Source organism: Actinokineospora spheciospongiae (assembly GCF_000564855.1).
Lineage (GTDB): Bacteria > Actinomycetota > Actinomycetes > Mycobacteriales > Pseudonocardiaceae > Actinokineospora > Actinokineospora spheciospongiae.
In genome coordinates, this window is record NZ_AYXG01000014.1 from 1 (window position 1) to 19,848 (window position 19,848).

Below are 19,848 nucleotides of genomic sequence, written 5' to 3' on the forward strand. Positions count from 1 at the left end.
CGCCTCACCGGCGGCGACCGCCACCGCGCCGAGGACGTCGTGCAGGAGACCTGGCTGCGCGCCTGGCGCAACCTCACCCGTCTCACCGACGACCAGGGCTCCGTCCGCGGCTGGCTCAAGCGCGTCGCCCACAACATCGCCGTCGACCAGCACCGCGCCCGCGCCGCCCGCCCCGCCGAGGTCGAGATGCCCGCCACCGACCCCACCGCCACCCCCGAACGCGCCGACGAGGTCGTCGACCGCCTGTTCGTCGCGGACGTCCTGCGGTCCCTGCCCACCGCCCACCGGGCCACCCTGGCCGAGGTCTACCTGGCCGACCGCAGCACCGCGGGCGCCGCCGTCGCCCTCCGGGTCCCCGTGGGCACCGTAAAGAGCCGCGTCCACAACGCCCTCCGCACCCTGCGCACCACCGTTCCCTCCCTCGAAGCCGCCTGAGGGCACCCACCCGATCCGACCGCGCCGACCCGCCGTCAGGGCATCGGCGGCGGACAGACCGCAGCCCCCGCGATGACGGCGGGCGGCGCGGTGGCCAGGTCGACCAGACCGTCCTCGTCGTGGTCGAAGCCGAGGTCCAGTCAAACCCGTCTCACGACCGCACTCAGGGGCGCGGAAGACGACGTCGCAGCACCGCCTCGTCCGATCCGCGAAACCCGTCCACCTCGACCGCGGCCACCACGTCCCCGCATTCCCGCACAGCGAGCGCCGGCACCACTCGACGCCGTCCTGGCACTCCTCCAACGACAGCAGGCCCCGGGATCGACACCGAAGGCCCACATGACCTCGTCCGGTGTCAGCCCGGTGACCGAGGTGATGGTGGCCGCCACGGACAACCGACCCTGGTGCACCCAGCGGAACGCCGCCTCCGGTGCGGTCACGCCCGGCGGTTCGGGCTCCCCGCGCAGGCGGTGCCCGAGCCGATCGATCCGCTTGTGGACGATCGACGGCGCAGCGGGTGCCACCCACACCACCAGGCGGTGCCCCTCCACGTCGTCACCGTCCCGACCGCGGACGTGCGCCCCGACCCGGTACGGCCCGGCCACGGCGGGGTGCGGCAGTCCTGCGGGCCACCGGTGAGCGTGGCGAACCCGGCCCTCCGCCGTCCAACTGACCTCCACCACCTCGTCCCAGGCCGCCAGGTCGACCTCGGACGGCGGTTCGGCGAACACGTCCAGGCCAACCTGGACCCGCCCCGCCGCCACACCCGTGCGCACCGCCACCCCGCCACACCCGTGCGCACCGCCACCCCGCCGGGGATCGCCACCACCAAACCGTTCTCGGCGAAATCCGGGGTAGCGACAACACCGGGTTCGGCCAGTGCGAAGTGGCCACCGGTCGCCACCGCCTGCATGGAAACCCTCAGCGGCAGGAGGTAGTCGGCCCGGCGCTTGTCGAGCGCGGCGCGGCGTAACAGGGCGGTGCCCCGGCATCGCGCAGCAGCGCGGCCGTGCCCAGCGCCGTCGCTACCACGGCGATGAGATCAGCACCGACCTCCCGCAGCACCGCGCCCGTCGTCACCACCACCAGGGCCAGGTGAGCCCAGCCGTGCTGGGCGATGATCGCCTCCTCTCCCACGACCTCGGCACCGACCGCGAGCAGTTCCCGGATCTCCGGCTCGCGGGCCAGAGCGCGGGCCAAGTCCACGACCAACGCGGTCGCACCGGGGTTGACGGCCTCGATGCCGCCACAAGATCACCAGCGGCGTCCGCCGATCGACGGCGACTTGGACGCAGTCCATGTCCACTGAGGACATTGAGATGGAGCGCAGCGCATCTGCTCACTTCGTTCTCCTTGGTGCCAAGACCACATCAGCAGATCACCGCGCAAGTCAGCCGGACGAATCCACGAAAGTGGGCGGCTGTGCGCTCATGGCGGCGTGCTGGCCAGTGGAACCGGGAAACCCACTCGAAGGTGTCGACAACGTCAGCAACCTGCCCAGCGCGCGAGGAAATCGACGATGTGCCCGCGCAGCAGGGTCACGGCCCACCGCGGTGGCAGGTTGCCGACGAGGCGTTCCCGGTCGGCCGCTGTGACGAGCCCGCGGGCTTGCAGTTGTGGCACCAGGGCGCCGAGGTCGGTCAGGCCCCAGTGTGCGGCGCCGTCGACCTGTGTTCGGGTGGCCGGGCCGTTGTGGGCCAGCAGCGCCGACCAGGACCGGTCCAGCCGTTCGTCGCGGAAGCCCTCCGAGCCGACGAGCAGGAGTGGCTTGGTGACTCCGTCGCGGGCGGCGGGCAGCAGGTCGCCGGGGGTGCCTGCGGTGTCGGGCGGGTAGTCCAGGTAGCCGTCGAGGTTCACCGCGGCGTCCAGGCGCGGGTCTTCGTGGAGTGCTTCGGTGGCGGTGGTGCCGCCCAGGCCCTGTCCATGGATGCTCAGGTGGCGGACATCGAGGGCGCGGTCGAGGCCGGGTGGCAGCGGGTGGCCCTCGGCGTCCGGGTTGTGCCCCCGGGCCAGGGATTCGACCTGGTCGAGCACGAAGCGGGTGTCAGCGAGCCGCGTGTCGACCAGGCTCCGGTACAGCGCGGGGCTGGTGCGGGGGTCGCCCGGCAGGGCGATCGTGCGCACCCGGCCGCCGGGGAATTCCACGGCGCTGGTTTCCCCCGGGTGGTCCACGGTCACCACCACCGCTCCCCGGCTGGCCAGTTCCTCCGCCACGACCGTGCCGAGTGAGCGCGGATCGGCGAGGCCCGGGCTGTAGAGCACGACCGGCGCCCGCACCGCCCGCGCCGGGGCGTCGGTGTGCGCGTGGGTGCGCGTCGCCGCCCAGTCGACCCCGGTTGCGGGGATGCCCGGCAGGTAGAAGGGGGCGACGGCGCCGAACCCGGCCGCGGTGCCGGGGCTCAGGTGGGGTGCGACCGGGTGGTCGCGCACGGCGGTGGCCGGGTAGAACACGCTGACCATCAACTCCCTGGGGCTGCCCGCGGCGTCGGGCCACGGGTCGGCCCTGGCGGGGTCGACCAGGTGCAGGGTGGTGACGCCGACGTGGTGGCGGCCGGTGGGTGCGGGCAGGTGCAGCGGGTCGGCGGGGGTGGCCTGGGCCGGGGTCGCCCCCAGGACGAGAGCGGCGGCGAGCACCGCGGCTCCCGGGATTTGGCGTGGCATGGTGTGTCCTCTCGTTGTCGTGGTTCAACCGTGGCGTGTGCTCGCGCTTGTGGACACCGGGGTGGCTTGAGTGTCGACTGGAGGTTTTCTCCATAGGAAGAGGGAGGAAGTCGGCTGGTCGGGCCGGTCCGCCGTGCGGGACGATTCGGTCATGGTCAGAGAACACGGGCGGACACCCTGGATGTGGGTGCCCGTCGTGCTGGGTGGGCTCGCCGTGCTGTGCGCGGTGGTCTTGGGGCGGTCCCTGGGGCCGCTGGCGGTGGTGATCGCGGTCGCCGGGCCGTTGCCGTGGCACGTGGTGGGTGTGTTCGTGTGGTGGCACGCCCCGGAGCACCCGGTGGCGCGTCGCCTGGTGGTCTCGGGCGCGCTGTTCGCGGTGGTGATCGCCTTCGCGTTCGCCGTGCCCGAGGTGATCGGCGGTCCCGGTTCGGGGCCCGCGGCACCGAGGGTTGTGTTCGGTGTGCTGATGGCAACCCTCGTCGTGCGGGTGGTGCACCTGCTGGCGTCGCTGCCGGACGGTCGGCGGCGGTTCGCGCACGAGCGCGTGGTGCTGCCCGCGCTGTGGCTGCTGGTGCCCGTCGACGCGGTGCTGGCCGCGACGGAGACGCGGCTGCCGCTCGGTCCCGTTCCGGTCGGGATGTGGGTGTTCCTGCTGGGGCCGGTGCTGCTGGGGGTGCGGTACCGGCTCCTGCCCCGGGATGAGCGCTCGGAGTTGCGGTGGATGCTGGGCGTGGTGCTGCTGACCGCTGTCGCGGTGGTGGCGCCGCTGGTGCTGGCGAGCTGGGTGCGACCGCAGGACGTGGTGACGACCGTGGTGGTGGTCCTGGTCGACACGGTGGTGGTGCCCGCCGCGCTGGTGGTGGCAGTGGTCCGGTACCGGATGCTGGGCGCGGACGTGGCGGTGCGCCGGTCGACCAGGTATCGGTTGTCCTGGGTGTTCATCGCCCTCTGGTACGTCGGGGCGGTGGCCGGGTTGAGCCTGACCGCGAGCGCGTACCTGCCGGGCGGTCTGGTGGTGCTGGTGGCCGTGGCGGCCACCGTGGCGGCCGAGCCGGTCCGGGCGCGGTTGACCAGGATCGCCGCGGCCCGGGTGTACGGCCACCGGCCGAGCGGGCAGGAGCTGCTGGTCCGGTTCGGCGCCACGTTGGAGCAGGTGTTCCACCCGTCCGCGCTGGCGGCCGAACTGGCGCGCACGGTGGCGGAGGCGTTCGACCTGCGGTGGGCGCGAGTCACCCTGGAGACACCGAACCGGGCCGTCGACATGGCTGGGGTACCCGGGAAGGCCGAGGAACCTGCGCTGGCGGTGACCCTGTGCCACCGGCACACCGTGGTCGGGTCGATCGAGTGCGGTCCGAAGGTGGAGGGCGCGCTGACGCCGTCGGAGCGGGCACTGGTGCAGACGCTGGCGCGGCAGACCGCGCTGGCCGTGCACAACCTCGGGTTGGCCGCGCAGCTCTCGGCGCACGTGGCGCGGGTCGAGGAGCAGGCCGGGGAGCTGGAGGCGTCCAGGGCGCGGATCGTGCAGGCGCAGAACGCCGAGCGGCGCCGGGTCCAGGGGCAACTGCACGACGGGGTGCAGCAGGACCTGGTCGCCATGGTCACGCGGCTGCGCCTGGCCCGCAACCAACTGCGGCGCGACCCCGACCGGGTGGACGCCATGCTCGATGAGGTGCAGGAGGACGTCTACCGGGTGATCGCCGAGGTCCGGGAGCTGGCCCACGGCATCCACCCGCCGGAGTTGACCGACCAGGGCCTGGCCGCCGCGGTGCGCTCGCGGGCGCGGCGGGCCCCGATCCCGGTCACCGTCCACGCGGGACCGGAGGTGACCAGTTCCAGGTTCGTCCCGGACGTGGAGGAGGCCGCGTACTTCCTCATCTCCGAAGCGCTCACCAACGTCCTCAAGCACGCCGAGGCCACCCGGGCGACGATCCGCCTCAGCGGCTGCGCCGACCTGCTCGACATCGAGGTCACCGACGACGGTGTCGGTTTCAGCGGCGAGGTGCGGCTGACCGGGCTCCGCGACCGGGTGGACGCGGTGGGCGGTGCGCTGGTGGCCACCAGCGCACCGGGTGCGGGTGCCACCGTGCGGGTCCGGCTGCCGGTCAGGAGGAGCGGTGCCTGAGCGGCCGACGACCCGGGTCGTCCTCGCCGAGGACCACTACCTGGTCCGCGAGGGCACCCGCCTGCTGCTGGAGGACTCCGGTGAGGTCGAGGTGGTGGCCGCCGTGGGCAACGCGGTGGAACTGCTGCACGCGGTGGGCGAACTCCGCCCGGACGCGGTGGTCACCGACATCCGGATGCCGCCGGGCCACCGCACCGAGGGCATCACCGCCGCGCACACCATCCGCGCCGAGCACCCCGGCACCGGGGTGGTCGTCCTGTCCCAGCACGCCGACGAGTCCTACGTCTTCGCCCTCTTCCGCGACGGGACCGCAGGGCTCGCCTACCCGCTCAAGGAGCGGGTAGGCGACCTCGACCACCTCCTCGGCGCGATCAGGGAGGTCCGCGCGGGCCGCTCCAGCATCGATCCCCGGGTGGTCGACATCCTCCTGCGCGGTCACAGCCGCGCCGCCGACTCGCCCCTGTCCCGGTTGACCAAGCGGGAGTACGAGGTCCTGCGGCTCATGGCCCAGGGCCACAACAACCGGGCCATCGCCGCCGCCCTGGTGATCGCCGAGTCCACAGTGGAGAAGCACGGGCACTCCACCTTCGCCAAGCTGGGGCTCGGCGAGGAAGACACCCTGCACCGCCGGGTGTCCGCCGTGCTCACCTACCTCCGCCACGACCCGCCGACCTGAGGCGCACCGGGGGTGTGAGGTGCTTCACGCCGCGACGGGTGGGCCGCGGCGGATGTGGACTGTGTTAGCTTTCGCGGGCCAGCCGAGGCCGTGGAGGCGGGTTCGGGCGGGGGAACTCCGGTGCAAGACCGGGACTGACGCGCAGCGGTGAGGGACGGCTTCCGAGCGTTCCGAGTCCGATTACCCACTGGCACCCACTCCGGCCTGCGGTCGGGGTGGGCGACCGTCCGGTTGGGCTCGCGTGGGGCCCTCGAGGGTGAAGGATTCGGCGTGCGCGGAGCGTGGCGGTTTCGGGTTCTGGTGGGTGTCGCGGTCTTGACGGTCGCCGGGTGCGGTGGGGGTGGGGCGGACACCGCGGCCGGTCAGGGCACCGGGGTGGACAACTGCGGGCGGGCTGTCCGGGTGAGCGAGCCGCCGAAGCGGGCGGTGGCGCTGAACCAGGGCAGCGCGGAGATCATGCTGGCGCTCGGGTTGGCCGACCGGATGGTGGGCACCGCGACCTGGACCGACCCGGTGCTGCCCGAACTGGCCGAGGCGAACGCGAAGGTGCCGAGGCTGGCGGACAACGCGCCGTCGTTCGAGCGGGTCCTGGCGGTCGAGCCGGACTTCGTCGCCGCCTCGTTCGAGTCGGTGCTCGGGACCGGTGGGGTGGCGACCCGGGAGCGGTTCGAGGAGCTGGGTGTGACCACCTACCTGTCCCCCACCGACTGCGGCACCAAGGACAACAGCGGCGACGGGGACGGGGTGCGGTCCACGGCGCTGACCATGGACGACGTGTTCCGCGAGATCCGGGACCTGGCGGAGCTGTTCGACGTCACCGAACGCGGAGAGCAGGTCGTGGCGGGGTTGCGGGAGCGGCTCGACACCGCAACCAGGGACCTCGACGCGTCGGGGGTCAGCATCCTGTACTGGTTCGCCAACTCCGAATCACCCTACCTGGCCGGGTGCTGCGGGGCGCCGGGGGTGATCACCGGGGCGCTGGGGGCGAAGAACGTCTTCGACGACACCCGCGCGGAGTGGCCGCAGGTCAACTGGGAGACCGTGGCCGAGCGCGACCCGGCGGTGCTGGTGATCGGGGACCTGACCCGCAAGTCGCAGACCGCGGAGACCGCGGCGGCGAAGATCGCGTTCTTGGAGTCCAACCCGGTGACCTCGCGGATGCGGGCCGTGCAGGGCAAGCGGTACGTGCCGCTGAGCGGGCAGGCGCTCAACCCGACCATGCGCACCGTCGAGGGCGTGGAGAAGGTCGCGGCGGCGCTGCGGGGCTTCGGGCCGCTCGGGTGAGCGCGGCGCCCACGCGCGCCCGGACCGGCCTGCGGTACGCCGCGGGCTTGGTGCTGCTGGTCGCCTCGACGGCGGTGGTGATCACCATCGGCCCGGCCGACATCGGGGTGGGCGAGGTCTGGCGCACCGTCTTGGCCCACCTCGGCGGCGGGGAGCGGGTGCTCTCGCCGATCCGCGACAGCATCATCTGGCACCTTCGGCTGCCCAGGACGCTGCTGGCCGCCGTGTGCGGGGCCGGGCTCGCGGTGTGCGGGGTCGTGCTCCAGTCGTTGCTGCGCAACCCGCTCGCCGACCCGTTCGTGCTCGGCGTGTCCTCCGGGGCTTCGACCGGTGCGGTGGTGGTCGTGGTCCTGGGGGTCGGCGGCGGCACGGTGTCGCTGTCGGCGGGGGCGTTCCTGGGGGCGGTCCTGGCGTTCACCCTGGTGCTGGTGCTGAGTCGGCTGCTGGGCGGGCAGTTGGACCGGGTGGTGCTCTGCGGGGTGGCGGCGATGCAGTTGTTCTCCGCGCTCACCTCGTTCATCGTGCTCACCTCGGCCGACGCCGAGACGACCAGGGGCGTGCTGTTCTGGCTGCTGGGGTCGCTGTCGAGCGCGACGTGGACCGAGGTCGGCGTCTGCGCGGCCGTGCTGGCGGTGGCGCTGGCGGTGTGCCTGGGCCACGGCCGCACCCTGGACGCGTTCGCCTTCGGGGAGGACGCCGCGGCGTCGCTCGGCATCCGGGTCGCCCGGGTGCGGGTGGTGCTGCTGTGCGCGACGGCCCTGCTCACGGCGGTGCTGGTGAGTTCGTCGGGGGCCATCGGGTTCGTCGGGTTGGTGCTGCCGCACGCCGCGCGGGCGCTGGCCGGGGCCGGGCACGCCCGCCTGCTGCCCACCTCGGCGCTGGGCGGGGCGATCTTCCTGGTGTGGGTGGACACCGCCGCCCGGTCCGCGCTCGACCCGCAGGAGATCCCCGTGGGCGTGCTGACCTCGCTGATCGGCGTCCCGGCCTTCGTGGTCATCCTCTACCGCACCAGGAGCAGGCGATGACCCTCGCCGCGGACCGCGTCGTGCGCACCGCCGGTGGCCACCTCGTGCTCGACGGGGTCACCGTGGACTGCCGGGCGGGGGCCACCATCGGCCTGCTCGGGCCGAACGGCGCCGGGAAGTCGACCCTGCTGCGGGTGCTGGCGGGGTTGTTGCCCGCGGGCGGCGGCGTGGTCACCCTCGACGGCGCTCCCCTGGCCGACCTGCCGCGGCGCGTGGTCGCGCGCAGGTTGGCCGTGGTCGAGCAGCAGGTCGACACCCAGGTGGACCTCAGCGTGCTCGACGTGGTGCGGCTCGGCCGCATCCCGCACCGGCGCGGCTGGGCGGGCGAGTCCGCGGCGGACACCGCGGCGGTGCGTTCGGCGCTGGCGGCCACCGGCCTCGCCGACCGCGGCGGGCAGTCCTGGCACACGCTCTCCGGCGGCGAGCGGCAACGGGTCCAGCTTGCCAGGGCGCTGGCCCAGGAACCCCGCGAGCTGCTGCTCGACGAGCCGACGAACCACCTCGACATCGCCCACCAGCTCGACCTGCTGCACCTGGTCACCACGCTGCCGGTGACGACCGTGGTGGCCCTGCACGACCTGAACCTGGCGGCGATGTTCTGCGACCACGTGGTGGTCCTGCGGGCGGGGAGGGTCGTGGTGGCGGGGGCGCCGGTCGACGTGCTCACCGAGGACCTGATCGCGGACGTCTACGGCGTCCGCGCGGTGGTCTCCACCGAGGACGGGCAACTGCACGTCCGCTTCCGCCGCACCGCGGCCCGGTGACGACCCGGCCCGCCTGCCACGGGGGCGGGGATCGTCCTCCCGGACGCACCGGCGATGGGCTGCGGCGATACGCCGATCAGTGCCAGGAGCAGGGCACACCATCTGCCGAATGAGGCAACCTCCGGCGCAGAGCTTGTGCGCTCCGAGTTGGGGGAGCTACGTTCCGTGAACGGTCCTGCCCCTGTCTCGGGACCGTCACCCAGGAAAGGAACGGCAACGATGAGGTTGCGTTCACTGGCCGCTGCCCTGCTCGCGGCCACCTCGCTCGTGTTCGCCTCGATGGCCGTGCCCGCGACGGCCGCCGCGAGCCCGCCGACGGACGGCGGTGTGCTGACACCCCAGGTGGTCGGCGGCACCCCGGCCCCCGCCTACTCGTTCTCGGGTTCCCTGCAAACCCTGTCGGGCAGCCACTTCTGCGGTGCCTCCGTCGTGCACCCGAGGTGGGCCGTCACCGCCCGGCACTGCGTGCAGGGCAGGTCGCCCTCCAGCATGCGGTTGCGCGTGGGCAGCAACAACCGCACCTCCGGCGGCGCACTGGTCTCGGTGACGTCCGTGGCCACGCACCCGACCAACGACCTGGCGGTGATCGGGCTGACCACCGTCCCGTCCGCCTACCTGCCGGTCGTCATCGCGGCGACCTCCGGCCCGGTCGGCACCTCCACCCGGATCATGGGGTGGGGCCAGACCTGCCCGACCCCGGGCGGTTGCGGGGCGCCGGTCCAGTTGCAGCAGTTGAACACCTCCATCGTCGCCGACGGTTCCTGCGCGGGGATCGTGGGCGCCACCGAGATCTGCACCGGCAACCCGGGCGGGGTCGCGGGTGCCTGCTACGGCGACTCCGGTGGCCCGCAGGTCAAGACGGTCGGCGGGGCGTGGCACCTGGTCGGGGCCACCAGCCGCTCCGGTGGCGGGTCCGCCTGCGCGGTGGCGCCGTCGATCTACGTCGACGTGCCCGCGCTGCGGCCGTGGATTCAGGGCGTGACGGGACTGCCGCTCTGACCCGGTCCCCGTGCACGGAAGGAGTTCCATGAGACGCGGTCGACGACGACCGCGACGCACCCGGACCCTCGGCCGCACGATCGCCGCGGTGGTGGCCCTGGTCGCCCCGCTGCTGTCCAGCGCGTCCCCGGCGGGGGCGGCGGACATCGGCACCACCGCCGCCACCGACGTCTACATCCGGGACCACGTCGGCGACACCGGGGTCGAGCCGCACTCGGCCTCGGTCTGGACCAGCCCGGACGTCAAGGTGTGCCCGACGTCCGTGGAGTGCGCCACCAGCCAGAACCCCGAGGTCGGCTCGGTCAACCACATCTTCGTCGAGCTGAACAACCCCGGCCCCCACGGTTCCGGCGCCGACGTCGGCAACCTCGACGTCTACCGCTCGACGCCCGGCGGCGGCACGGGTTGGAGCGCGGACTGGACCAGCATCGGCGGCGTCCTCGGGGTGTCCGTCGCGGCCTCGGGCACCACCGCCGTGGTGATCCCCTGGCCGGACGTCCCCGGCCCCGACCTGTTCGCCCGGTGGCGGGAAGGCGGCGGCCGGGCGGCCGGTCTGAAGCAGGTGGGCCCGACCAGCTCCGAGGTCGGCGACTTCAAGCAGGCCAGGCTGTTCGGCGTGCTGCTGGCGCCGCGGACCAGACCGGAGCTGAAGCTCCAGTTCGGCCTGGGGGCGAGCGTCCGCAAGGGATCGCACGTCATCCGGGTGACCCAGTTCGCCCCGCTCGGTGCGGATCAGCCGAGCACGGCGCTGACCGATGTCGGCGGCGTCGAGTACCAGGTCGCCATCCGCTAGGGCGTGTCCTGCGAAGCGCCGGGGTTTTGTGGGTGTGCCCGGGTGTGGCCTCCGGTCGGTCCTCCCCTCTGGACAAGGGAGGTCGACCGGGGGCTGTCCCGCGCGGCCGTCGCCGAGGATTCGCGGGAGCATGGGTGGATGACCGTGCGCAGGTGGGCCGTCCTGTCGTCCTTGCTCGCTCCGGTGGCGCTGATCGGGGGCTGGACCGCGGCCGCCGCCGTGCACCCCGACTTCGACCAGGTGCGCGACACGATCAGCGCGCTGGCCGCGGTGGACGCGCCGAACCGGTGGATCATGACCGCCGGGCTCGCGGTGGTCGGTGCCTGCCACGTGGTGACCGCGGCCGGGCTGACCGGGGCCCGTCCGGCGGGGCGGGTGCTGCTGGCGGTGGCCGGGGTGGCCAGCGCCGCGGTCGCCGCGCTCCCCCAGCCCGCCGCGGGGCACCAGGTCGCGGCTGCCGTCGCGTTCGGTGCGCTGTCGATCTGGCCCGCGGTCGCCGCCGCACCGGGTGTCCGGTCCTCGTGGGCGGCGACGGCGGTGTTCCTGCTCTGCCTGGCCGGGTTCGGGCTGTCGTTGCACGCCGATCACCTGGTCGGGCTCGCCGAACGGGTGCTCGCGGGCGCCCAGGTCTTCTGGCCCGCCGTCGCCGTGCTCGCCCACCGCGACGGCGGGCACCGCGACCGGTGATGCGCCATCCACAGTGGACAACAATGGGTGACCGCGGCCCGCGTTGTCGCCGAACCCGCCCCCGTGGATGACCGCGAGGCGCGTGGTGGGTGGGTTCCGCCGGGCGGGGTCGTGCCGGTCAGGCGCCCGCTCCCGCCGCGGCGCCGGTGGTCGTCCTGGTCCACAGCGCCCGTGCCGCCGGGACGGACAGGTGGGCGCGGAGGTGGGTGCGCAGCGCGTCGGAGGCGGCGTCGGCGCGGGCGGAGGTCAGGGCGGGGTGGTCGTCGAGGAACCGACCCCAGGCGCGGCACGCGTCCTCGACCTGCCCCTCGGCCAGGTGCAGTTCGCCGAGCCGGGCCAGGGTGAGCGCCCGGGCGCGGCGCTCGGGGGTCGGTCGGTGGCGCAACGACGCCCGCAGGGCGTTGATCGCCGCGGGGCGGTCGGCGGCGCAGGCGGCCACCTCCGCGCGGTGCTGGGCGAGCACCGCCCAGTGGTGACCGCGGGTGCCCGGGAGCAGGAGGTCCGACGGCGGGGCGTCCGATCCGGTGTCGCGTTCCAGTGCCCGGTGGGCCGCGGTGAGGTGGCGGGCGGCGCGCTGCCCCCGGTCCGCGGCGGCGGCCGACGCGGCGAGTTCGCCGTGCAGGGACGCCGCGAGGCGCGGGTGGGCGTCGTCCCCGGCGGTGCGCACAGCGGCTTCGGCGAGGCGGTCGGCGTGGTGTGCGTGGCCGAGCAGCCGGGCCTGTTCGGCGAGCCCGCGCAGCGCGACGGCGTGGGCGGGGGCGTTCCCGGCCTCGGCGCTGAGCCGCAGCGCGGCCAGGTAGTGGCGTTGGGCGCAGGCGTTGGCCCGGTCGTCGACGGCCATCGCGCCGCACAGGGTGGCCAGCCCGGCCGCGGTGGACAGCAGGGCCTGCCGCACCGCCGGGGTCGCGTCCGCGCGCAGCCAGGGTGCGACGGTGGCGCTGAGGTAGGAGGCGAGGGTGTGCCGGGAGTGGCCGCCGCCGAAGGCGGTGTCCGCGTCGGCGAACAGGCGGGCCATCAGCCTGGCCGCCGCGACCTCCCCCGCCCCGACCCGGGGGCCGGTGCGCGGGTCGGCCGCCGGGGGCTCGACCGGGTGCGCGGTCCACGGCGGCACGGCGAGCGCGGCCACGCTGTAGGCGCCCACGCCCGCGTCGAACAGCGCGCCCACGGGCACCACCTGCCACCAGTGCGGCGAGCGGGCGCCGGTTTCCGCGGCGACCAGCCCGGCCTCCTGCGCGGTGACGCGGCGACCGGCCCGGCGGGACAGCACCTCGGCGACCAGGTCGGGCACCGGTGGCCGGGGACGCATCCCGGCCAGCCACCGCGACACCGCGTCCCGCCGGTAGCGCAACCGCAGCCCGGTTCTGCCGCCCGCGGTGTTGACGGCCCGCGCCAGTGCTTCGCCGGTCCAGCCGCTCTCGGCCATCAGGTCGCGGAGCCTGCCGTTGGGGTGGTGTCCAGACGTCATGCCATCTCCACATCGGGTCCACAGTGGAGCAGCGGTTCACCCTGCTCCACAAGCGAGTGCCCCTCATCGTGGGGCACGACCACCCGGGATGGCTAGCGCCGGAAGGGGTTGCACTACGCGGACCGCGTCACCCGGTTGCCGGGCGCCGACCACTGTGCGCACGAGCGGGACTCACGATCAGGTGAACGGGATGACCGTGTTCTCCACTCCCGGCAGCACCTTGCCGTGGACGCCCTCCCCGGCGGCGGGGCCGCTCAGCTCGACGGGCGGCGCGACCGGGCGAGGGCCACGGCCAGGCGTGCCGCCGCGACCGCCTTCGCCGCCACGCCCGCGGGCCGGACCTGCCCGAGGTCGTCCGCAGCGGTGTCGTCCAGGCGGGCCAGGACGCGGCGGAAGCTGTCGACCTGCCGGTGCAGCAGGTCCGGGTCGACGTGGTCGCCGGGCCGGGTCGACAGCAGGTCGATCGGGGCGCTGACTAGTGAGATGGCGGGAATCCCGTGGTGCAGCAGGGGTTCACCCTCACCGAAGTGGATCAGGGGGCTCGGCCTGGACACCCGGGTTCCCGGCCACTCGGCGGCGGCGAGGTCGCGCAGTCGCGGTGTGGTGGCGTAGAGCAGTTCGGGGGCGCGGGCGCCCAGGTGTTCCACGCCCAGGCCCGCGACCGCGCGCCGCGGCCCCGACCAGAGGTCCGGGTGGTCGCGCAGCCACCGGGTGGCCGCCTGACCGGATCGGGTCACCGCCGGGATGCGCAGGTGGCCCGCGACGAAGGCGAACACGACCGTGCGCCGGGGCGGGGTGTCCACCGCGTCGCGGGCGAGGGCGAGCAGCCCGATGTGGCCGTTCTCCTCCACGACGTTGGTGCCGTCGGTGTGGGTCACGACCAGCACCGTCTCATCGGGACGCTGCGTGCCCTCGACGGTTGTCCACAGCGTGCGCATGGACGCCCCCGGGGTCAGGGTGGCCGGCACGTCCAGGTCGCCGGAGCGCCCCCGCGCGGCGGCGTCGAGCACCGCGTCGGCCGCCTCGCCCGCGACGAACGCGGCGGGGATGTCCTGGTACGGCAGGGTGAACGGCACGTACTGGCCGCGCGCGTCCTCGGCGGCCAGCCCGCGCCAGGCGAAGACCACCCCGCGCACCCCCGCCCGCCGGGCGCGGTGCAACCCGAGTCCCGCGATCGTGGCCGGGATGAGCGGGTGCGCCAGGGGTTCCCACGGCTGCTGCGACCCCCACACCCGGACGACCTCGGCGAACGGCAGCTCCCGGTTGCGCACCTCGACGACCGCGATCCCGCCCCGGGCCCTCGACCACCGGGGCACCGGCCCGCGTAGCCGGACCAGGGGCCCGGTCACCCGCCCGGTACCCGAGTAGGGGAACACCGACGCCACTTCGACCGGCTCCCCGCCCACCGACAGCCCGGCCGCGCCGGTGAGGTCCCACCGGGTGAACCGGTGCCGGTCCTCGGCCACCGGCAGCCCGAGCGCCCGGACCTGCTCGGCGACGCGGTCGACCAGCCGGTGGTGCTGCGGGGAGCCGGTCAGCCGGGGACCGAGGTTGCGCAGGAAGTCCAGTTCGGCGTCCACCCAGTCGCGGTCCAGCGGTAGCACATGCCCTCCCGATCCGGTTGACACCCTCGCGGGTCACTGCGACGATACCCTAACAGTCGTTAGGGAGGATTCACCGATGAAACTCCGCCGTCCACTCGTGGCCGCGCTCGCGGTCACCGCAACGCTCGTCTTCGTCGCCCCGAGCGGGGAGGCCGCCCAGGTGGCACCGGCCGCCGCCACCACCGACTGGGCCGCGCCCGGCCCGTACGCCGTGACCGTCGAGGTGGGGTTGAACAGCACCTACTACCGACCGACCCGTCTCGACGGCAAGCACCCGGTCATCGTCTGGGGCAACGGGACCGGCGCCTTCCCCGGTGTCTACTCCGGACTGCTGCGCCACCTCGCCTCGCACGGGTACATCGTGGCCGCCGCCAACACCGCGTTCTCCAACAGCGGCAAGGAGATGCTGGCGGGCGCGGCGTGGTTGCGCCTGGAGAACGGCAGGCGCGGCAGCGCCTACTACGGCAAGGTCGACCTCGAGCACGTGGGCGCCATCGGGCACTCCCAGGGCGGGGCGGGCGCGATCAACGCGGGCGCCGACCCGGTGGTCGACACGACGGTCGCGTTGGAACCGGGACCGCTGGCCGACCCGACGAAGCTGCGCGGGCCCGCGCTGTTCCTGGCCGGGGAGAAGGACACCATCGTCGACCCGGACAGGCTGGTGCTGCCGCTGTACGAGAAGGCGGCACGCGTCCCCGCCTGGTACGCCGAACTCGGTGGGGCCACCCACTTCACCCCCGTCCCGGACGGCGGCGGGTTCCGCGGCACCATCACCGCGTGGTTCCGGTACAACTTGTCGGGTGACCAACAAGCGGCAGCCGAGTTCACCGGTGCTTGCGGCATCTGCACCGATCCGGCGTACGTCGACGTCCGACGGAACTCGCGGGCAGGCGGCTGACCCGCCGCCGCCCGCCCGCGACTTCACCGCGCTGACCAGGGTCCGCGCGGTGGAGCCGCGCCTGCCCCCCGGCAACGGGACCGGCACCGAGCTGCGCATCCTGCTGGAGTCGCTGCGGCTGTTCGCCCACCAGGGCTACCCCGGCACCAGCACCCGCCAGATCGCCACCGCCGTCGGGATCAAGGCCCCCAGCCTCTACGAGCACTTCCCGTCCAAGCAGCACATCCTGGAGCGGCTGGTGCTCATCGGCCACCGCGACCTGCTCGAGGCGTTGGAGCGGACCCTCGCCGAGTGCCCACCGGACCCGGTGACCAGGGTCCGCGCCCTGGTGCGCACCCACGTCCTGAGCCACGTGACCTACCCGCTGCTCGCCATCGTCACCAACGACGAACTGCACCACCTGACCCCCGAGCGCTCCGCCGAGGCGCTGGAGCTGCGCAGGCGCACCGAGCAACTGGCCACCGAACCCGGCATGCGGGGCGTCCGCGACGGCGTGTTCGACGCGGCGGAACTGATCACCACCACCGCCGCCATCTCCAGCATGGGCGTCCGGGCCCCCTACTGGTTCGTCCCCACCCCCACCCTGGGACCGGAAGACCTGGCCGACGCCTACGCCGAACTTGCCATCAGGATGCTCCAGCCCGGTTCCACCTGAACCCGGCAGCCCGCCTCCCCCGGCCGCGCAACGGCGTGCTGTCGCGTCCGGGCGCCCGCCGAGATGTCGGGAGTGCCCGGGAGGGGGAGGATGGTGGCATGACGACCACAGCGTTGAGCAGGCCCCGCGGCAACCGCAGGATCGCGGGGGTGTGCGCCGGACTCGCCGAACAGTGGAACATGCGACCGGGGAAGGTCCGGCTGCTGTTCGTGGTGTCCTGCATCCTGCCCGGGCCGCAGTTCATCATCTACCTCGCCCTGTGGGCGATCATCCCCTCGCGCTAGCAGGCCGTCTGCCGCGCTGTCGACCGCGCCGACCCGCCGGTACGGCCACCACCGCCACCAGGATTCGCCGTGGCGCACGCCCTTCGACGGAACCACCTTCCCCACAGCGTTACTGTACGCGTATATTTACGCGTACAGAATCTATGGGGGTGGTCTCGTGGGAACGACAGGACTCAAGCGGGGGACGGCGCTGTCCGCCGTCGCCCTGGCTCAATTCATGGTCACGCTGGACATGACGATCGTGAACGTGGCGCTGCCGGGGATGCGGTCCGGACTGGGGATCGACCCGGTGGACCTGCCCTGGGTGGTGAACTCCTACGCGCTGCTGTTCGGCGGGTTCCTGCTGCTCGGCGGGCGCGCGGGCGACCTGTTCGGCCAGCGCCGGTTGCTGCTGTCGGGCGCGGCGCTGTTCGCGGTGGCCTCGCTGGTCGGCGGGCTGGCCCAAGCGCCGTGGCAGTTGGTGGCCGCCCGGGCGGCGCAGGGGTTGGGGGCGGCGCTGATGGCGCCCGCCGCGCTGGCGCTGCTGACGCTGACCCAGCACGAAGGCCCGGAACGGGCGCGGGCACTGGGCGTCCACGCGGCCGTGTCGGCGGTCGGCGGTTCGGCGGGGGTGCTCGCGGGTGGCCTGCTGACCGAGTACGCGGGTTGGCGCTGGGTGATGCTGGTGAACGTGCCGATCGCCCTCGCGGTGGCGCTGCTGGCGACGCGGTCGGTGCCGAGCGGGGCGTTCGGCGGCAGGCCGGGCAGGCTGGACGCGACCGGCGCGGTGCTGGCCACCGCGGGCATCGGCCTGCTGGTCCTGGGGGTGGTCCGCACCGAGCAGCACACCTGGACCTCGGCGACGACGGTGCTGACCCTGGGTGCGGCGGCGGTGCTGCTGGTCGCGTTCGCGGTGTGGGAGGGGCGCACCCGGACCGGTGACCCGCTGATCCGGTTGGGGTTGCTGGCCCAGCGGAACGTGGCCGGGTCGAACCTGTTCATGCTGCTGCTGTGCGCGGGCCAGTTCGCCTCGTTCTACTTCGTGTCGCTGTACCTCCAGGAGGTGCTGCGGCTGCCGACCGCGCGAGCGGGCCTGGCCTTCCTGCCGATGTGCGGCGCCGTGGTGGTGGGCATCTTCGCCTCGACCCGGCTGCTGCGCCGGTTCGGCGTGCGGGCGCTGCTGGTACCGGGCGGGCTGCTGGCGGCGGCGGGCTTCGCCTGGTTCGGGCTGCTGAGCCCCGACGGCGGTTTCACCACCGACGTCCTCGGCCCGTCGCTGGTGGCGGGACTGGGCATCGGCCTGTGCTTCGTCCCGCTGACCGCCGCCGCCACCGGCGGGCTCCCGCCGCACGAGGCGGGCGTGGCCTCCGCGCTGCTGAACAGCTCCCGCCAGATCGGCGGCGCGATCGGGTTGGCCGCACTGGTGACCGCCCAGGTCTCCGCCACCGCGGACGGGCTCGCCGAGGGCGCCCCGGTCGACCTGGCGACCACCGACGGCTTCGGGCTCGGCCTCGCGCTGGCGGGCGGTTGCCTGCTGGGGGCGGCGCTCATCGCGGTGTTCGTGCTGCCGGGCGGGCGGGGGGAGGACCGGGCCGCGCCTGAGGAGAGGACCGCCCGGGGCGCACCGGTGGACGCCTGAGCGCTCCGTCCACTCCGGACCGGCCGGGGTCGGCACCCGACCGACCCCGGCTCACCGGCCCGCCCCGGTGACGGGCACCGGGACGGGGCGTGCCGCGGGGGCGGGGCCGTGGATTAGGGTTGCCGCGCCAGCAGCGCGCGGGGAGGGGACCGATGCCGACCGAGGACGCGGTGCCCCGCAGAGCCGGACGGCCCGCGCGGCTGTCCAAGGAGGCCATCGTGGCCGCCGCCGCCGCCATCGTCGAGGCCGACGGCGTCGAACAGCTCTCCATGCGCCGCCTGGCCAAGGACCTGTCCTCCACCCCGATGGCGCTCTACCACCACGTCGAGGACAAGGACGAACTCCTGCTGCTCCTGCTGGAGGCGCACGCCCGCGGGTTCCCCCGGCCCGAACTGCCGACCGAACCCCGGCAGCGCCTGCTCGCCGCCGCGCGGACCCTGCACGACGTCCTCGCGGACTGCCCGTGGATCGTCGAGGTGCTCGCCTCCGACGACCTGGTGGCCCCCTCGGCGCTCTGGATCGTGGAGGACATCCTCGACGCCGCGGTGCGGTGCGGGCTGACGCCCGAGGAGGCGGTCCACGCGTACCGGGTGATCTGGTACTACACCGCGGGCGAACTCCTGGTCCACTTCACCCGGTCCAGGCGACGTGCGGAGGCGGGGACGCCCACGCACCGCGACCGGGCGTTCGCCGCGCTGGACCCCACCGCGTACCCGCGGCTGACGTCGATGTCCGGTCGGTGGGTGGCGCTGACGACCGAGGACAGCCACCGCAGGGGGCTGGCGGCCATCATCACCGGCCTGCTGTCCACCGACACCACCCGCTGACACCTCGCGGCGACCCCTGCCGGCCGGTCGGGCGGGCACCCCGAACCCGGCGTCGACCCCGAGCCCCGTGGAGACGCGGAGTGATCACCGGTCGGGCGAATCGACCACCGGTGGGGGTGCGCGGGCGGTGACGACCCGCCCCACGTCCTGGCTGGGGTCGGTCCACTACTGTGGGTGCCCCCCGATCGACTCCCCCACGAGGTCCCCATGGTTGATGTGTCCCCCGAGCCAGCCCCGTCGGCCGCGATCGACGAGACCGTGCCCAGTGTGGCGCGCGCCTACGACGCCGCCCTCGGGGGCAAGGACAACTACGCGGTCGACCGCGCGTTGCTCGCGCAGCTCGACGCGGCGGTGCCCGAGGTGCGGTCCATCGCCCTGACCAACCGGGCGTTCCTCATCCGGGCGGTGCGGTTCCTGTGCTACCACGCGCACATCGACCAGTTCCTCGACTGCGGGTCCGGGTTGCCGACCGCGGAGAACACCCACCAGATCGCGCAGCGGCTCAACCCGGAGGCCGAGGTCGTCTACGTCGACAACGACCCGGTGGTCCTGGCGCACGGTCGGGCGCTGCTGGAGGAGAACGATTACACCCACTTCATCGCCGCGGACATCTTCCGGCCGGAGCAGGTGCTGGAGAACGCGGTGGTGCGTTCGCGGCTCGACTTCGACCGCCCCCTGGCCCTGTTGCAGGTGGCCACGCTGCACCACCACGGCGCCGACGAGGGGTTGCACCCGGTGGAGGTCATGCGGCGCTACATCGATGCCCTGCCCTCGGGGTCCTACGTCGTGTTCAGCCACTTCCTCGACCCGGAGAACGAGGACAGCGCGCTCGCCCAGCGCGTGCAGGGCATCCTCAACGCGGGCATCAGCCGGGGGTACTTCCGCACCCGGGCGGAGATCGAGGAGATGCTGGTCGGCCTCGACCTGGTCGACCCGGGCATCGTCGTGGCCGACGACTGGTGGTCCGACGGGCCCCGGCTCGGGGAGCTGCCCGCCGCGGCGCGCTGCATCGTGGCCGCGGTCGGCCGCAAGCCCTGACGACGTCCGCGGT

The 19,848-nt window shown here is 74.0% G+C and carries 19 protein-coding genes and 1 riboswitch; of the genes, 15 read left to right on the forward strand and 4 right to left on the reverse strand.

Annotated features, from left to right (window positions below; genetic code table 11):
• Nucleotides 1–435, forward strand: a 435-nt coding sequence (locus UO65_RS01665) for a sigma-70 family RNA polymerase sigma factor (protein WP_035278025.1), incomplete at its 5' end; no start/stop codon positions are given.
• Between the two features lie 921 nt (nucleotides 436–1,356).
• Here the strand turns inward: UO65_RS01665 and UO65_RS01670 are convergent.
• The gene (locus UO65_RS01670) at nucleotides 1,357–1,641 is read right to left on the reverse strand and encodes a hypothetical protein (RefSeq protein ID WP_035278028.1); all 285 of its coding nucleotides are present in this window, start codon (nucleotides 1,639–1,641) and stop codon (nucleotides 1,357–1,359) included.
• 279 nt (nucleotides 1,642–1,920) lie between these two features.
• The gene (locus tag UO65_RS01675; protein WP_035278030.1) at nucleotides 1,921–3,096 is read right to left on the reverse strand and encodes an alpha/beta hydrolase; all 1,176 of its coding nucleotides are present in this window, start codon (nucleotides 3,094–3,096) and stop codon (nucleotides 1,921–1,923) included.
• Between the two features lie 187 nt (nucleotides 3,097–3,283).
• On the opposite strand from UO65_RS01675, the gene UO65_RS01680 reads away from it, so the two are divergent.
• The 8 genes from UO65_RS01680 (at nucleotide 3,284) to UO65_RS01715 (ending at nucleotide 11,446) form a co-directional block, all read left to right on the forward strand.
• The gene (locus tag UO65_RS01680; protein ID WP_152551928.1) at nucleotides 3,284–5,218 is read left to right on the forward strand and encodes a GAF domain-containing sensor histidine kinase; all 1,935 of its coding nucleotides are present in this window, start codon (nucleotides 3,284–3,286) and stop codon (nucleotides 5,216–5,218) included.
• A complete protein-coding gene (locus UO65_RS01685) occupies nucleotides 5,211–5,894 on the forward strand; it encodes a response regulator transcription factor (protein WP_035278034.1) in 684 nt (227 codons plus the stop codon). Before UO65_RS01680 ends, UO65_RS01685 begins: the two co-directional genes overlap by 8 nt.
• A 62-nt stretch (nucleotides 5,895–5,956) precedes the next feature.
• A riboswitch (cobalamin riboswitch) is annotated at nucleotides 5,957–6,100 on the forward strand.
• 196 nt (nucleotides 6,101–6,296) lie between these two features.
• Nucleotides 6,297–7,178 carry an ABC transporter substrate-binding protein gene (locus UO65_RS01690; protein WP_233427397.1) on the forward strand — a complete coding sequence of 294 codons (882 nt, stop codon included), beginning with the start codon at nucleotides 6,297–6,299 and terminating at the stop codon, nucleotides 7,176–7,178.
• The gene (locus tag UO65_RS01695; protein ID WP_052020441.1) at nucleotides 7,175–8,203 is read left to right on the forward strand and encodes a FecCD family ABC transporter permease; all 1,029 of its coding nucleotides are present in this window, start codon (nucleotides 7,175–7,177) and stop codon (nucleotides 8,201–8,203) included. Before UO65_RS01690 ends, UO65_RS01695 begins: the two co-directional genes overlap by 4 nt.
• Nucleotides 8,200–8,967: an ABC transporter ATP-binding protein gene (locus tag UO65_RS01700; RefSeq protein WP_035278038.1), complete on the forward strand. Its 768-nt coding sequence runs from the start codon at nucleotides 8,200–8,202 to the stop codon at nucleotides 8,965–8,967. The genes UO65_RS01695 and UO65_RS01700 overlap by 4 nt, the downstream gene beginning before the upstream one ends.
• Nucleotides 8,968–9,186: 219 nt before the next feature.
• Nucleotides 9,187–9,966 carry a S1 family peptidase gene (locus UO65_RS01705; protein WP_035278040.1) on the forward strand — a complete coding sequence of 260 codons (780 nt, stop codon included), beginning with the start codon at nucleotides 9,187–9,189 and terminating at the stop codon, nucleotides 9,964–9,966.
• A 28-nt stretch (nucleotides 9,967–9,994) separates the two neighbouring features.
• Nucleotides 9,995–10,759, forward strand: coding sequence for a hypothetical protein (locus UO65_RS01710; protein ID WP_152551929.1), 765 nt, complete (start codon nucleotides 9,995–9,997; stop codon nucleotides 10,757–10,759).
• Nucleotides 10,760–10,897: 138 nt separating this feature from the next.
• Nucleotides 10,898–11,446, forward strand: coding sequence for a DUF998 domain-containing protein (locus tag UO65_RS01715; RefSeq protein ID WP_052020443.1), 549 nt, complete (start codon nucleotides 10,898–10,900; stop codon nucleotides 11,444–11,446).
• Nucleotides 11,447–11,564: 118 nt separating this feature from the next.
• Here UO65_RS01715 and UO65_RS01720 read toward each other — a convergent pair whose 3' ends face one another.
• Nucleotides 11,565–12,911 (reverse strand): hypothetical protein, encoded by a 1,347-nt coding sequence (locus UO65_RS01720; protein WP_052020446.1) that lies wholly within the window; start codon nucleotides 12,909–12,911, stop codon nucleotides 11,565–11,567.
• 254 nt (nucleotides 12,912–13,165) lie between these two features.
• Entirely contained in the window at nucleotides 13,166–14,515 is a 1,350-nt protein-coding gene (locus tag UO65_RS01725; protein WP_035278043.1) for a zinc-binding metallopeptidase family protein, read from the reverse strand.
• Nucleotides 14,516–14,591: 76 nt separating this feature from the next.
• Here UO65_RS01725 and UO65_RS01730 point away from each other — a divergent pair, with 76 nt between their 5' ends.
• The 6 genes from UO65_RS01730 to UO65_RS01755 all read left to right on the forward strand — a co-directional run bounded on the left by UO65_RS01730 (nucleotide 14,592) and on the right by UO65_RS01755 (nucleotide 19,835).
• Nucleotides 14,592–15,413, forward strand: coding sequence for an alpha/beta hydrolase family protein (locus UO65_RS01730; protein WP_035278045.1), 822 nt, complete (start codon nucleotides 14,592–14,594; stop codon nucleotides 15,411–15,413).
• Nucleotides 15,414–15,462: 49 nt separating this feature from the next.
• Entirely contained in the window at nucleotides 15,463–16,068 is a 606-nt protein-coding gene (locus UO65_RS38505; RefSeq protein WP_052020450.1) for a TetR/AcrR family transcriptional regulator, read from the forward strand.
• A 98-nt stretch (nucleotides 16,069–16,166) separates the two neighbouring features.
• The gene (locus tag UO65_RS01740) at nucleotides 16,167–16,352 is read left to right on the forward strand and encodes a PspC domain-containing protein (protein WP_035278047.1); all 186 of its coding nucleotides are present in this window, start codon (nucleotides 16,167–16,169) and stop codon (nucleotides 16,350–16,352) included.
• Between the two features lie 157 nt (nucleotides 16,353–16,509).
• Complete coding sequence (locus tag UO65_RS01745) at nucleotides 16,510–17,970, forward strand: MFS transporter (protein WP_233427398.1); 1,461 nt, start codon at nucleotides 16,510–16,512, stop codon at nucleotides 17,968–17,970.
• 152 nt (nucleotides 17,971–18,122) lie between these two features.
• The gene (locus tag UO65_RS01750; RefSeq protein ID WP_035278049.1) at nucleotides 18,123–18,797 is read left to right on the forward strand and encodes a TetR/AcrR family transcriptional regulator C-terminal domain-containing protein; all 675 of its coding nucleotides are present in this window, start codon (nucleotides 18,123–18,125) and stop codon (nucleotides 18,795–18,797) included.
• A 207-nt stretch (nucleotides 18,798–19,004) separates the two neighbouring features.
• The gene (locus UO65_RS01755) at nucleotides 19,005–19,835 is read left to right on the forward strand and encodes an SAM-dependent methyltransferase (protein WP_052020454.1); all 831 of its coding nucleotides are present in this window, start codon (nucleotides 19,005–19,007) and stop codon (nucleotides 19,833–19,835) included.
• Nucleotides 19,836–19,848: the final 13 nt, after the last annotated feature.

Excerpts from the sequence above, each read along its gene's own strand:
- UO65_RS01675 (WP_035278030.1), bottom strand. The coding sequence starts at position 3,096 with ATGCCACGCCAAATCCCGGGAGCCGCGGTGCTCGCCGCCGCTCTCGTC.
- UO65_RS01720 (WP_052020446.1), bottom strand. The coding sequence starts at position 12,911 with ATGACGTCTGGACACCACCCCAACGGCAGGCTCCGCGACCTGATGGCC.
- UO65_RS01750 (WP_035278049.1), top strand. The coding sequence starts at position 18,123 with ATGCCGACCGAGGACGCGGTGCCCCGCAGAGCCGGACGGCCCGCGCGG.
- UO65_RS01755 (WP_052020454.1), top strand. The coding sequence starts at position 19,005 with ATGGTTGATGTGTCCCCCGAGCCAGCCCCGTCGGCCGCGATCGACGAG.
- UO65_RS01700 (WP_035278038.1), top strand. The coding sequence starts at position 8,200 with ATGACCCTCGCCGCGGACCGCGTCGTGCGCACCGCCGGTGGCCACCTC.
- UO65_RS01710 (WP_152551929.1), top strand. The coding sequence starts at position 9,995 with ATGAGACGCGGTCGACGACGACCGCGACGCACCCGGACCCTCGGCCGC.
- UO65_RS01705 (WP_035278040.1), top strand. The coding sequence starts at position 9,187 with ATGAGGTTGCGTTCACTGGCCGCTGCCCTGCTCGCGGCCACCTCGCTC.
- UO65_RS01740 (WP_035278047.1), top strand. The coding sequence starts at position 16,167 with ATGACGACCACAGCGTTGAGCAGGCCCCGCGGCAACCGCAGGATCGCG.
- UO65_RS01715 (WP_052020443.1), top strand. The coding sequence starts at position 10,898 with ATGACCGTGCGCAGGTGGGCCGTCCTGTCGTCCTTGCTCGCTCCGGTG.
- UO65_RS01730 (WP_035278045.1), top strand. The coding sequence starts at position 14,592 with ATGAAACTCCGCCGTCCACTCGTGGCCGCGCTCGCGGTCACCGCAACG.